Origin of the sequence: Halovenus aranensis (assembly GCF_900100385.1) — an archaeon.
Classification (GTDB): domain Archaea; phylum Halobacteriota; class Halobacteria; order Halobacteriales; family Haloarculaceae; genus Halovenus; species Halovenus aranensis.
This window is the reverse complement of sequence record NZ_FNFC01000004.1, coordinates 102,786-115,437: the sequence shown is the minus strand read 5'-3', so window position 1 is coordinate 115,437 and position 12,652 is coordinate 102,786. Positions and strand designations below refer to the sequence as shown.

11 protein-coding genes are annotated in these 12,652 nt (G+C 62.7%); 6 read left to right on the top strand and 5 right to left on the bottom strand.

The annotated features are described in order from the left end of the window. Positions 1-69 precede the first annotated feature (69 nt). On the top strand, positions 70-1,380 hold the full coding sequence (gene hisS, locus BLR34_RS05345) for a histidine--tRNA ligase (RefSeq protein WP_092700217.1): 1,311 nt from the start codon (positions 70-72) through the stop codon (positions 1,378-1,380). Between the two features lie 21 nt (positions 1,381-1,401). Here the strand turns inward: hisS and BLR34_RS05340 are convergent, their stop codons facing one another. Next, positions 1,402-2,859: a methyl-accepting chemotaxis protein gene (locus BLR34_RS05340; RefSeq protein WP_092700214.1), complete on the bottom strand. Its 1,458-nt coding sequence runs from the start codon at positions 2,857-2,859 to the stop codon at positions 1,402-1,404. A gap of 139 nt (positions 2,860-2,998) precedes the next feature. Here BLR34_RS05340 and BLR34_RS05335 point away from each other — a divergent pair, with 139 nt between their 5' ends. Next, positions 2,999-3,901: a glycosyltransferase family 2 protein gene (locus BLR34_RS05335; protein WP_092700211.1), complete on the top strand. Its 903-nt coding sequence runs from the start codon at positions 2,999-3,001 to the stop codon at positions 3,899-3,901. Here BLR34_RS05335 and BLR34_RS05330 read toward each other — a convergent pair. Continuing rightward, positions 3,898-4,704, bottom strand: coding sequence for an amidohydrolase family protein (locus tag BLR34_RS05330; RefSeq protein ID WP_092700208.1), 807 nt, complete (start codon positions 4,702-4,704; stop codon positions 3,898-3,900). The two genes, BLR34_RS05335 and BLR34_RS05330, sit on opposite strands and share 4 nt — an antisense overlap. A 167-nt stretch (positions 4,705-4,871) precedes the next feature. On the opposite strand from BLR34_RS05330, the gene thsA reads away from it, so the two are divergent. Both thsA and BLR34_RS05320 read left to right on the top strand, forming a co-directional pair. Next, on the top strand, positions 4,872-6,431 hold the full coding sequence (gene thsA, locus BLR34_RS05325; RefSeq protein WP_092700205.1) for a thermosome subunit alpha: 1,560 nt from the start codon (positions 4,872-4,874) through the stop codon (positions 6,429-6,431). A gap of 110 nt (positions 6,432-6,541) precedes the next feature. Continuing rightward, on the top strand, positions 6,542-7,183 hold the full coding sequence (locus BLR34_RS05320) for a uracil-DNA glycosylase family protein (protein WP_092700202.1): 642 nt from the start codon (positions 6,542-6,544) through the stop codon (positions 7,181-7,183). 1 nt (position 7,184) lies between these two features. On the opposite strand, the gene trmY is transcribed toward BLR34_RS05320, so the two are convergent. Beyond that, a complete protein-coding gene (trmY, locus tag BLR34_RS05315; RefSeq protein ID WP_092700200.1) occupies positions 7,185-7,775 on the bottom strand; it encodes a tRNA (pseudouridine(54)-N(1))-methyltransferase TrmY in 591 nt (196 codons plus the stop codon). A gap of 79 nt (positions 7,776-7,854) precedes the next feature. On the opposite strand from trmY, the gene BLR34_RS05310 reads away from it, so the two are divergent. After that, on the top strand, positions 7,855-9,675 hold the full coding sequence (locus BLR34_RS05310; RefSeq protein WP_092700198.1) for an acyl-CoA dehydrogenase family protein: 1,821 nt from the start codon (positions 7,855-7,857) through the stop codon (positions 9,673-9,675). Here the strand turns inward: BLR34_RS05310 and BLR34_RS05305 are convergent. Continuing rightward, positions 9,672-10,097, bottom strand: coding sequence for a universal stress protein (locus BLR34_RS05305; protein WP_092700196.1), 426 nt, complete (start codon positions 10,095-10,097; stop codon positions 9,672-9,674). The two genes, BLR34_RS05310 and BLR34_RS05305, sit on opposite strands and share 4 nt — an antisense overlap. A gap of 85 nt (positions 10,098-10,182) precedes the next feature. Here BLR34_RS05305 and BLR34_RS05300 point away from each other — a divergent pair, with 85 nt between their 5' ends. Continuing rightward, positions 10,183-11,049, top strand: a complete 867-nt coding sequence (locus BLR34_RS05300; protein WP_092700194.1) for an SAM-dependent methyltransferase — start codon at positions 10,183-10,185, stop codon at positions 11,047-11,049. Between the two features lie 5 nt (positions 11,050-11,054). Here BLR34_RS05300 and BLR34_RS05295 read toward each other — a convergent pair whose 3' ends face one another. Next, complete coding sequence (locus BLR34_RS05295) at positions 11,055-12,584, bottom strand: ATP-binding protein (RefSeq protein ID WP_092700192.1); 1,530 nt, start codon at positions 12,582-12,584, stop codon at positions 11,055-11,057. Positions 12,585-12,652 lie beyond the last annotated feature (68 nt).

Below are 12,652 nucleotides of genomic sequence, written 5' to 3'. Positions count from 1 at the left end.
GCGATTCGATAAGTGTCTTATGAGTCACGAGACGGTGCTTTCAAGCGCGCGCTTCTCGAAGGCGGTGACATGTACGACGGCATCAAGGGGTTCTCTGAGGTGTACCCCGAAGAAATGACGGCCTACCGGGAGGTCATCGACACGGTCGAGGACACCGCCCGGGGGTACGGATTTCGCGAGATAGAGACGCCGGCCATGGAGCCGGCAGAGATGTACATCGAGAAAAGCGGCGAAGAGATTGTCGAAGAGCTGTACGCCTTCGAGGACAAGGGCGGCCGCCACGTCGCGCTTACGCCTGAACTGACGCCGACAGTCGCCCGCATGGTCGCCGGGCGCAGTCAGGAACTCGCGAAACCAATCAAGTGGTTCTCGACGCGTCCGTTCTGGCGCTACGAGGAACCCCAGCAGGGGCGGTTCCGGGAGTTCTACCAGACGAACGTCGACATCTTCGGTGCGTCGGACCCGGCGGCCGACGCAGAGATTCTGGCCTTCGGCGCGGACACGCTCACTGGGCTGGGTCTCACTGCCGATGACTTCGAGTTTCGTGTCTCTCACCGGGATATTCTCGGCGAACTACTCCGGTCGTTCGACGGCGATGTCGACGTGCGGGCGGCGATTCGAGCCGTGGATAAATCCGAGAAGGTCGACCGCCACGAGTACCTCCGGCTGCTCGAAGACGCCGGCCTCGACGGAGACCAGGCCGAAACCTTCGTCGACCTGCTCGCAGCGGGCAACGACGACCTAGGCGAACTCGTCGCGTTCACCGACAGCGTCGAGTCTGCCGTCGAGAACCTGCAGGCAGTCCTCTCGGCAGCCGACGACTACGGCGTCCGAGAGTACTGTGACGTGTCGCTCGAAACCGCCCGGGGACTTGATTACTACACCGGTGTCGTCTTCGAGTGTTTCGACGCGGAGGGAGAGATATCCCGGGCCATCTTCGGCGGCGGCCGGTACGACGACCTCATCGAGTCCTACGGTGGTCCGGAGATGCCGGCCGTCGGTGTCGCGCCGGGCGTGATGAACTCGACACTGCCCCTATTGCTCGAACGCGCGGGTGTCTGGCCCGCAGAGGAGTTTACGACCGATTACTACGTCTTGCAGGTCGGCGACACTCGGCCCGTCGCGGCAAAAGTTGCCCGCCAACTCCGTGAGCGGGGCCACATCGTCGAAGGAGACGTTGCGGGACGTGGATTCGGAGCACAACTCGACTACGCAGACAGTATCAACGCCGAGACCGTCGTCATCGTCGGCGAGCAAGACCTCGAAAACGACGAACTGACGCTGAAAGAAATGGCCTCGGGCGACCAGATTCAGGTCTCTGTCGAGGCATTCCCCGGCGAGTACGACCGTCCTACGCTCGCGGATTTCCGGAGCGAGTAAGCGACCTTCGACAGCGCGGTACTAGTTGCTCGTCAGTTCGGACACCGAATCGTTGATATCGGACACCATGGCCGCCTGTTCTTCGGTGCTGGCGACGATTTCTTCGACCGACCCCGAGACCGTGTCTGCCTTCTGGACAGTCTGGTCGACCATACTGGCGATTTCCTCGGCGCTCGCGGCCTGGTCGTCGGTGGCGTCGGCGACCTGTGTGATGCCCTCGGCGGTCTCAGCTACTGCCTCGACGATATCTTCGAATCGTTCCATCGCTTCCTGGACCTGGTCGACGCCGCTATCGACGCGGTCAGTCGTCTCCTGAAGGTTCGAGACAGTCCGGGCGGCCTCTGACCGGATGTCGGTGACCATCTCTTCGATGTCGTTTGCGTGTTGCTGTGACTCTTCGGCGAGTGACTTGACCTCGTCTGCGACGACGGCAAACCCTTCGCCGGCCTCACCGGCGCGTGCTGCCTCGATGGAGGCGTTCAACGCGAGCATGTTGGTCTGCTCGGCGATGTCGTTGATGACTTCGACGACTTCGTCGATTTCCGCCATCCGCTCTTCCAGCGTGTCGACATCGCTCGCAACGTCGTGGGCAGAGGCGCCGACGGTCTCCATCGTGTTGACTGCCTGGCTGGCGGACTGGCTCCCCTGAGTAGCGAGCTGTTCCGCGCGCGTACTCGTCTGCTCGACCTGTTCTGCCGTCGAGGCAATCTCCTCGACAGTCGCACTCAGATTACTCACTTCAGAGGAAATTTGACCGACATCCTCGACCTGTTCGCTCGTGAGCCGGTCGATTTCCTGCGCGGAGTCGGCAACGTCGTCGGCCGCGCGGTCGAGTTCTGCCACGTCCACCTGTACCTCACCGATGAGTCCTTCAATCTGTGTGCCCATCTCCTCGACACCGTCGACGATGCGGAGGAACTCGTCTCCCAGAATCGTGTCTCGCCTGTCGAAGTCGACGGTAGCACCGAGGTTCCCCATCTCGTACTCCTGCATCGTGGCGATGACCGCGTCGAACAGCTCCTCTAGCTCTCGCTGGTGTCGGGCGGAGTCGGCAACGTCTTGGACGATTTCGATGACACCGACCAGTTCGCCGTTCTCGAAGACCGGTGCGGCGATGAACCAGATGTCCTGTCCCTGAAGTGTGCTCTTGTCTTCGTAGACGTTTTCGGAGTCGACGCTGAGCAGCGCGTACTCCTCGTCTGCGAGAGAGACACCGTCGTGGCGCTCGTGGGCGTCACGCGGCGATTCGAGGACACGTTCCGCGAGCGTCTTTCGAGCCTGGTCGTCGTAGAGGCGGTAGCCGAGGTCTCGTTCACCGAGTACCTGAGTCGCGGAGACGCCGAGCAGGTCTGCAATCTGGTCGTCCCAGGCGATTACTGTCCCCTCCGCGTCGAGGGCGAACGAAGGAAGATTGATGATGTCGAGCACTCGCTGAATGTCAAACGCTGCGGTCGATTCCGTCGAGACTGTTTCACTCATAATTGCTCCTCAATTTTCAGACTGGGTACAAAAACCCTGGCTGTCATTTCCAGTCACTCGGAATTTCCCTCCGTCCCCGGTCAGTCCCCTCGAGTCGAGCCCACCGATATTATATACCCCCAGGCCGCTACAGAGATATATGGACATCTCGGTAGTGGTCCCGACGCTCAACGCCCGCGACCAGCTGACGGGCTGTCTGGACGCACTCACCGACCACGCCCCCGGGGCAGAACTCATAGTCGTCAACGGCCCGTCCTCGGACGGAACGACGGGGATGGTCCGCGACAGAGACGATGTCGACGTGCTCGTCGAACTCGCGGACAGACGGATTGCCACGGCACGAAACGCGGGTATCGACCGGGCAAGCGGCGACGTTGTCGCCTTCGTCGACCACACGGCGGCAGTCACCGAGGGATGGCACGGGGCTATCGAGCGGGCCCTCGACTCGGCAGCGGTCGCCACCGGACCGACTGTCTCGCAGGCCGACGGTGACGACGGTGTCACGGGCCCCGAATCTCGAACCATCGCCGGCAGACACGTCTCCTATTTCAACCCCGGTAACGTCGCCTTCGACCGGGCTGTCCTCGACGAACTCGACGGATACGACGAGTATCTGGAAATCGGGGCGTCGCGCGACCTCGCTCACCGAATTGCGGGACGGTCATACGAGGTCGGATGGAGCGACGGGATGGAACTGCGCCGGACAGTCGGGACAGACGGCGGCGAACGTCGAACGGACTGGAGTTGGAAGTACCGCTCACTCGCGTACCGTCTCGTCAAAAACTACAGCGTCCGACCCACTGTTTTCAGGCGGCTCGTCTCGCACGCAGGTGGTGACTGTCTCACGGAGCTACAGGCGGTCAGTCGAGGCGATACCCGGCCCTCGGAGTGGCTGGGGACCGGCAAGAACGTGCTGGCAAACATGGCCGCAGGACTGAAAGAAGGGTTCGGGGCGCGTCGCCGTGACCGGACGAGCAGACGCAACCCCAGCGGTCGCTCGGCACGAACCGACCGCGCGGTCGCTATCTACGACTGGCGTTAAGGTGCCAGCGAGTCGATAACGCGTGCGGCGTTTTTCGAGAATACCTTCCGCATCGCGTCCTCGGGCACGTCCAGCGTGAGAATCTCCATCACCGCGACGTTCGGGTGCGCGGCGGGTGCACCGCTGCCAAAGAGCACTCTATCCGGGTGTTCCATCACTGCCCGCTCCAGTGGGTCCCGGAGCCTGACGAAACTGGTATCGACATAACAGGTGTCGTGACTGTCGAGCAGGTCGATAGTCCGGTTTGTCAGCTCCTCATCCAGCGCGTAGCCGCCACAGTGTGCGATAATGAGCGGGAAATCGTACGTCAACAGCGTTTCCTCGATTGTCTCGGGCGGGAAACCGTTCCCGCCGTAGGTGATGACAGGACGGTCGACCGCTTCGAGTGCCTCCAGTACCTCGGCATCGGGGAGACCATCCGCGACCGGGTCGATAACAAATCCCCCAAAGCGACCCTCATACGCGTATTTCTCGATCTCGTCGGGAGACGTGTGGTGGTCGCCGCGCGACCGGGCGACGTTACGGAGCCGCGACCCGGTTCCAGTCCCCGGCTCGCGAACGCCGTTGATACGAGCGACCGCCGTGAGCGGTCTGTCGACAGCGACCCGCGCAGCAGCGTTGTTCACCCGGAGATAGCCGTTCTCACGAGTCTCTGGCAGTGCAAGCGACTCCACGATACCCGCCTGGTGCATCTCGCGTTCTATCTGCTCTGGGTCACCCATCCCCCGTGGTCGACGGCTCTCGTCGGGCTCAAGCGCCACGTGAACGTCCACGACGCGGAACCCGTGCTCCAGCTCCAGCATCTACTCCACCCGTCGGACCGGCACCACCTAATTTGCTTCGCCTCTGTCGAGGTCTCGGGGCATGTGAGCGGCTCTCGCGGGACCATCCGAGTAGCAACATTTATATAGAACTGCAAACGACCTTTTAACTGAGGTAATACACAATGTCACAGTCTGAACAGCGACGCATGGGCGGACAGCCGATGTTTATTCTCAGTGAAGATACGGAACGGACACGCGGTGACGACGCACAGTCGTCGAACATCGCAGCGGGCAAGGCCGTGAGCGAAGCCGTACGGACGACGCTCGGCCCTCGCGGGATGGATAAGATGCTCGTCTCTGACGACGGCGACGTCGTCATCACGAACGACGGAGCGACCATCCTCGACGAGATGGATATCGAACAGCCTGCGGCGCAGATGCTCGTCGAGGTCGCCGAAACACAGGAAGACGAAGTCGGCGACGGGACGACCACTGCCTCGATTCTCGCCGGCGAGTTGCTCAAGGAAGCAGAGTCGCTTCTCGACGACGAGGTGCACCCGACGACTATCGTCGAGGGGTACCACGAGGCCGCCGAGCTGGCACTGGAAGCAATCGAGGAGGAGGTCGTCGAGACCGACCTCGACAGAGACCAGCTCATCAAGGTCGCCGAGTCGAGCATGACCGGCAAGGGCACCGGCGGCGTCACCGCCGAGGACCTCGCCCAGACGGTCGTCGACACCATCGACTACGTCGAAGGTGAAGACGGCGTCGACCGCGACAACATCAGCATCCACACACAGGTCGGGTCCTCCTCCAGCGCGACGGAACTCATCGAGGGCGTCATCGTCGACGAGGGTCCCGGTGCCGATGGGATGCCCCGCACCGTCGAGGACGCGACTGTCGCCATCCTCGACGACGACCTCGAGATTCAGGAGAGCAACATCGACGCCGAGTACCAGGTCTCGAACGTCGACCAGCTCAACGCCGCTATCGAGGCAGAGAACGACCAGCTCCAGTCCTACGCAGAGGACCTGGCCGCGACCGGTGCCGATGTCGTCTTCATCACCGGCGATGTCGACGACCGCGTCACCACGTCGCTTGCCGACGAGGGGCTGCTGACGTTCGACAGCATTAGCTCCGACGACACCGAGTCGGTCTCTGCTGCCACCGGTGCTTCCCGCGTCGGCTCTATCGACACGCTCGAAGACGACGACCTCGGCCACGCAGACACCGTCAGCGTCGAGAAGTTCGGCGACGACGACCTCGCCTTCATCGAGGGTGGCTCTGCCGCTCAGGCTGTGACAATCTTTGCCCGCGGCGGCACCGAGCACGTCGTCGACGAACTCGAACGCGCACTCTCGGACTCGCTGGATGTCGTCACCGCAGCAGTCGATGCTGGCGGTGTCGTCTACGGTGCCGGCGCGACCGAGATTGCCGTCGCTAACTACGTCCGCGAGGAGGCAGCCGGCGTCGAGGGCCGTCGCCAGCTGGCCGCCGAAGCCTTCGCCGATGCCGTCGACGTGCTGCCGCGCACGCTCGCCGAGAACACCGGTATGGACCCCATCGACGCGCTGGTCGACCTCCGCAGCGAACACGAAGCTGGCACGTTCGCCGGCATCATCGCCGCTGACGAGACCGGCGTCGTCGACGAACCCGTCGAGTACGGCATTCTTGACCCCGCCGCAGTCAAGCGGGAGGCCGTCCAGAGCGCCACCGAGGCCGCGACGATGATTATCCGCATCGACGACGTCATCGCCTCCGAGTAACGACAACCACGACCTCGATTTTATTTTCCGGGCGTCTACCGACAGCTCGATACTCGCGAGTGGTCCCGTAAATTCGCAATCTTATTGGCACCCCCCTCGTAAAGACCGCCGTGGAATACGTTTCCGAGGCGACGCAGAATCCGTTCGGGTTCTCACCGCCGTGTGACCGTGCAGTGTGTGGCTATGGGGACGTGAACGCCGATTTCCACGTCATCGGCGACCACCCTGGGGTCCACGGTGGCATCGACTCCGGCATCCCGTTTGCCGGCCAGCCGTGGTCTGACCGCTTTTTCGAGACGCTGTGTCAGGCGGGACTACTCCGGGACGCCGACCCGACCGCCGAGACAGTGGCCGACTCCCGGACGTTTCTCTCTTATCTCCACATGTGCGACCCGGGAGACGGCGAGCCAGACGCCGATTCGTACGCTCAAATGGAGCCGTTTTTCGACGCGGAGTTACGGGCGATTACCGCTCACGTACTTCTCCCTGTCGGCCCGACTGCAACCGCCCACGTCCTTCGGAACTACACGGCCCGGGTACCGTCAGACCCGCCAGCGATGGAGAAGCGCCACGCTGAGGAACTGCGCGGCTCGGGCTGGCTGATTATCCCAGTCAAAAGCCCAGACCGCTGGGACGACAGCGACGGCGACCGACTGGTGGCTCGAATCGGCGCCCTCGATGGTCCCGATTACGAGCAGATATCTGACCTCGGGCGGTTCATTCCCGGCAGTGACCCGTACCTCGTCAGGTGAGTTACGGCCCGACTCCACTGGTGTCCAGCCAGTTGTGGGCGACCGTGATGGCGTGGTCAGCGTGGAGTGGTTCGGGACCCAGCGAGAGTTTCCGGTCGCTGACCGCTTCGACGGCCTCGCTGTACTTCGATTCGAGGTCGACGTGGTTCGAGAGCACGAATGCCGGCTCCGCGGGCGCGTCTGCTTCGACGGCGGACGCTCCATCCTCGTGAAGCTGGACGATTGTCGATTCGTCAGCGACGCGTTCGAGGACAGCCTCGAAATCGAGCCGGGAGAGCGAGACGCCGGGCGAGGTCTCGACTGCCATGTGTCCGACTGCTTCGTCTCGCTGTTCGAGGGCGGTGCGTATCAGCGCCGCCGTCGAGCGCTCGTCGGGATTGAGCCGGCGGAGCTCGCTCCCCTCGAAGTGGACGGTGACCGTGTCGTCGAGCACCAGATGAGTCCGGACGTTCTCGCGGATGCCATGCGAGAGCAGAAACGAGGCCGTCACACAGCGGGCGAGCAAATCCATCCGGCCTGCACCGGGCAGCGCGTCCAAGTTGAACTCCGCAGTTGTCGGCGCGTTCTGGCCGACGACGATGAACTGACGCATACCCGAAGCTGGTGGCAATGAGGGTTTAGCTCCGTCGACTCGGCTCCAGTTTTTAGAGGGAGGCCGACGAGGGGGCTGTATGGACGGCGTCGATTACACGGACTACGACCGAGGGCGGTACTGCAACTACTGGGAACTCGACAGGACACTCCAGCGCGAGCTTGAGCGAATCTACCCCAACGACGAGTTCGGGTGGGCGACCTCTCGACTCCGGGAGTTCGGTGCTGTCGTCGGGCACACCATCGCCGAGAACGCCGACCACGCGGACGAACACGGCCCGGAACTCCGCACCTACGACCGAGAGGGAAACGTTCAGAACTACGTCGACTACCCGGCCTCGCTCAAGGAGACAGAGCGCCTGGCATACGAGGCCGGTGTCGTCGCCGACGCCTTCGAGGCACCGCCCGGACGGGTCGAACCACTCTCACACAGCCATTACTTCGGCATGCTGTATCTCCTGTCGTACGCCGAAACGTCGGGATTTGTCTGTCCGGCCGCGATGACCGCCGGGGTGGCCCACGTCCTCGAACTGTTCGACGACGGCGACCTCGAGGCGTACTACGAGGGGCTGACCAGCCGGGACCACGACGACCTCATCGAGGGTGCCATGTTTCTGACCGAAAAGCAGGGCGGCAGTGATGTGGGCGCAATCGAGACCACTGCCGAGTACGACGAGGAAAGCGACTGCTGGCGACTCACCGGGGAGAAGTGGTTCTGCTCGAACGTCGACGCCGAGGGCACACTCGCGCTGGCCCGGACGCCCGACGCGCCCGAGGGAACGGCGGGACTTTCGATGTTTCTGGTCCCACACGGCGACCCCGAGAGGGGCGCTCTGACGAAAGGTGACCGCGAGGCGTTCGACGGGAATCCACCCGCAGCGGTGCTCAACCGCCAGCGATACCGACGACTGAAAGATAAACTCGGGACGACAAACGTCCCAACCGGCGAGGTGGAGTTCGAGGGGACGAAGGCGTATCTCGTCGGCCAAAAGGAGCGTGGATTCGAGCAGATGGCCGAGATGCTCAACCTCGAACGACTCTCGAACGCAGTTGGTGCCTGCGGTATCATGGGGCGGGCGCTGTTGGAGAGCAAGATACACGCGGCCACCCGCGAGGCCTTCGGTCAGCCAATCGCGGAGTTTCCGCTGTTGCAAGCCGACTTGGTGGATATGGCCGTCGACCACGAGGCAGCGACCGTCTTTACCTTCGAGGCTGTCCGATACTTCTCAGAGCGCGAGCGTGCCCGGCGTGACGGCGAGGAGGCCGAAACCGCAGCCAAGATGATGCGGTTGCTGACCCCGGTCGCCAAGCTCCGGACCGCAAGGATGGCAATCGACACCGCCTCCTACGCGATGGAGATTCGCGGCGGTGACGGCTACGTCGAGGAGGCTGTGACCGAGCGACTCCTCAGAGACGCTCAGGTGTTACCAATCTGGGAGGGAACCGAAAACGTCCTCTCACTCGACGTGATTCGCGCCCTGGACCGCGAAGGCGCACACGAACCCTTTGCAGAGGTGGTTCAGGCCTATCTCGATACCGTCGACCATCCGACTCTCGCAGACGCCGCCGAGACCGTCGAGTCCGAATACCACGACCTGCTCAGTGCGATGGCCGACCTCGCGGGCAGAGACGAGGAGTACGCACAGCTTTCGGCGAAGCGCCTGGCGAACTACATCTTCGACGTGTTTACCGGTGCGCTGTTGCTCACCCAGGCACAGACAGAACTCGAAGCGGGCAACGGCCGTCTGGCGCTGGTAGCCCGGCGATTCGTCGAGCGCGAACTCGCCTCACACGATGCTCGTGGCATCACTGACGGCGAGCGATTCGCAGTTGAGCATTTTGACGTAATCGTCAAATTCGCGTCGGTGGGACCGGACACACCGGCCGAGGACGGCGACTAAGCTGATTTGCCGTCTGCGGGGACGATGACCAGTGGAACGTCCGCTCGTTCTGCGAGGCGTTCGGTGGTGCTACCGAGAAATATCTCTGAGAGTCCGTCGTCGCCGTGTTGGCCGGCGACGATTGCGTCTGCGCCGATATCTCGGGCGTAGTCGAGAACCGCCGAGACCGGTTTGCCCCGACGCACCTCGCCGTGGACCTCGATGTCGTGGTCGTCTGCCGTAGCGATATCCGCGACGACTGCTCTGGCGGCGTCTTCGAGTTCGTCGACTTCGGCGACACCGAACTGTATCGGATTCTGACTCTCGACGACAGTTAGGACGTGCACTGTCGAGCCGCCAGCCACAGCCAACTCGAAGGCGTGTTCGACCGCGGCGTGTGCGGCGTCGCTGCCGTCCGTGGCGACCAGCACTGTCTCGTACATACCTGCGTCTCCTCACGCCTGACATTTGTAGATACGGTCCGAAGTTTGCAAACGCTTATTCAGTCGACGCCGTTAGCTATCGGGAATGGCGGACGACGCGCTCGACACCGACGAGGTTGCCGCTATCTACGACGAGTTGCTGCAGACTTACAAGAAGCAGTGGGACCACCAGGGCCACCGGAGCCTCCACCTCGGCTACTACGACGACGACCACACCGAGCCCGGGAGCGCGGCGATGAACACGATGCGGATTCTCTCGAACGCCGCCGGCATCACCGAATCGGACACGGTGTTGAACATCGGCTGTGGCGCCGGCGAAGACTCGGTCTGGAACGCCCGTGCACACGGTGCGACAGTTATCGGTGTCAACATCTCCGAACAACAGCTCGAATTGGCCCGGGAAAACGCTCGTAACCACGATGTCGCGGAGCTGACCGACTTCCGATACGACGACTTTCACGAACTCTCGACGGTCGAGGACGACGCGGTCGACGTGGTCTGGGGACTCGAAGCGCTCTCACACTCTCACGACAGGGCAGTGGCGCTCGAACAGGCACGGCGTGTCCTCGAAGCCGGCGGTCGGGTCGCGTTTACCGATATCTTTCTGCGCCCGGGCGCCGGCTCGCTATCAGAGGACGACAAGCGCCAGTTGGCCCAGATAAACGACGCGCTCGGTATCCGAATCGGACCGATTTCGGCGTTTGACGAAACACTCGAATCGACCGGTTTCACCGAGGTGTCGATTCGGAATATGACCGATGGTATCCGGAAGTCGACCAAGCGCCGACAGCAGTTCTCGAAAGTCGCCGGTCCCGTCGGGAAAGTGCTCGACACGCTCGGCACGGTCTCCTCGACCCAGGTAGATGCGTTCGACGCACATTCGAGCATCCACGACTTCGTCGAACGCGGCGTCATCGGCTACTATCTCGCAACTGCGACGCTGTCGGCGTGAACGGCCTACCGGGCTGAGAGGAATCGGTCGCCGGCATGAAAGAGGAGCGCAGTTGTCCCGCCCCAGACGACGTGACCGACCAGCGAGGAGAGCGGAATGTTTGGCAGCGGGGCCGCTATCCCCACAAGGCGGAGCCAGAGCGGCATCACGAGCCCCGCGGCAACCACCCAGAGGCTGAGACCGAACACGATTCCGATGCCGAGACGCGAAGAGAGTTTCTCCCCGTACGGCGGTGGGACGACGACGAGAACGGCCGCGTAGAACAACACGAAAACGACGCTGTGGAACTCGTGTGTCAGCATCGCGACCACGAAGTTCTCGATGCCATAGAGCGCGCCGATGGCCTGGAAGTCGAACCCGACGAGGTCCATCGCTACACCCATCGTCACCGCCGCCACCAGCCCGACGGGGACGGCAAGAGCCGTGTGCGATGGCGTCACTCCCGTGGTCGATGGCTCCGTTGTTCCGGTTCCCTCGGCGACCCGAGGAAGCTGTACCGACACCGTCGTCCCGGCGTCACTCACCGTCGTCTCGATGGACCCCTCGAACCCTTCGACGAGGAGGCGAACGATGTTCAGTCCAAACCCGGTTGTCGGGTCGTCGAACTCGGCGATTTCACCGTGTTCGAGCAGTGCCTGCTGGGCCTCGGAGAGCCCCGGGCCGTTGTCGCTGACGTTGACTGTCACCGTCGTGCGTGACCGCTCGATTGAGACGGTTAGCTCTGGCGTCTCGGCGTCGCTGTAGTCGATAGCGTTCTCGAAGAGGTGCCGAAACACCTCCGCGAGCTGGGAGTTGGCTCGCACGTCGACCGACTCCGCCGGGGCCTCGAACGTGTAGGCCGCGCTGGGATTTGCCTGTTTGCTGTCTTCGAGTTCGGCCTCGACACACTCTCTCAGGTCGACTGTCCCGAGCGAGATATCGTCCGTGTCAGCAGTCTCAGAGAGATATTTCACGTTCTCGATGACTTGGACGATGTCGTCGGCTTGTCGACCGACGACCTCGATAGAGTCGTCACTGTGGCCGGTCTGAAGCACGTCTGCGTGGCCTTTGATTGCCATTGCCGAGTTGATGACTTTGTCGCGCAGGAGGCGATTTAGCACGACCAGTCGGTTGGTTTGCTGTGTCAGCGTCTCGCGCTGTCTGGCCGCCCGTGCTGCGTAGACGCCTGTGAGCGTGCCGCCGACAGAGCCGCCGATGAGGAAATTCGAGAGGTAGGTCTGGTCTTGGACCGCCATCGGGTCGCTCAGTACGTCCGGCTCGACGCCGACCACCGTCACGACGACAAGGGCACCCATCGCTCCGGTGCCGAGCAGACACCACCGAAGCGTCTTCCGAACGAGCAGTTCGTCGTACGCACCGACGGCCAGAATAACGCCAAAGGCAGTCAGCGAAAGTCCCAGAACAAGAGGTATCAGGCCAGTCAGGAGGAACTCGCGTGTCGTTTCGGTCGTCGCAAGCGTCACAGTAAACCGGGTGAGACCAAACCCGACGAGTGCGACCAGCAACCCACGCATCGAAACGCCGTACCAGCGCATCGCTGGATAGTGTCGTGCACACGATGAAAGGCTTTTGGGAGAGGTTTTGCCCGTCTGGGGCCTGTGTG

What these genes read in the sequence shown, in the direction of transcription:
- hisS (WP_092700217.1), top strand. Translation starts at nt 70, where the DNA reads ATGTACGACGGCATCAAGGGGTTCTCTGAGGTGTACCCCGAAGAAATG.
- BLR34_RS05340 (WP_092700214.1), bottom strand. Translation starts at nt 2,859, where the DNA reads ATGAGTGAAACAGTCTCGACGGAATCGACCGCAGCGTTTGACATTCAG.
- BLR34_RS05335 (WP_092700211.1), top strand. Translation starts at nt 2,999, where the DNA reads ATGGACATCTCGGTAGTGGTCCCGACGCTCAACGCCCGCGACCAGCTG.
- BLR34_RS05330 (WP_092700208.1), bottom strand. Translation starts at nt 4,704, where the DNA reads ATGCTGGAGCTGGAGCACGGGTTCCGCGTCGTGGACGTTCACGTGGCG.
- thsA (WP_092700205.1), top strand. Translation starts at nt 4,872, where the DNA reads ATGGGCGGACAGCCGATGTTTATTCTCAGTGAAGATACGGAACGGACA.
- trmY (WP_092700200.1), bottom strand. Translation starts at nt 7,775, where the DNA reads ATGCGTCAGTTCATCGTCGTCGGCCAGAACGCGCCGACAACTGCGGAG.
- BLR34_RS05310 (WP_092700198.1), top strand. Translation starts at nt 7,855, where the DNA reads ATGGACGGCGTCGATTACACGGACTACGACCGAGGGCGGTACTGCAAC.
- BLR34_RS05305 (WP_092700196.1), bottom strand. Translation starts at nt 10,097, where the DNA reads ATGTACGAGACAGTGCTGGTCGCCACGGACGGCAGCGACGCCGCACAC.
- BLR34_RS05300 (WP_092700194.1), top strand. Translation starts at nt 10,183, where the DNA reads ATGGCGGACGACGCGCTCGACACCGACGAGGTTGCCGCTATCTACGAC.
- BLR34_RS05295 (WP_092700192.1), bottom strand. Translation starts at nt 12,584, where the DNA reads ATGCGCTGGTACGGCGTTTCGATGCGTGGGTTGCTGGTCGCACTCGTC.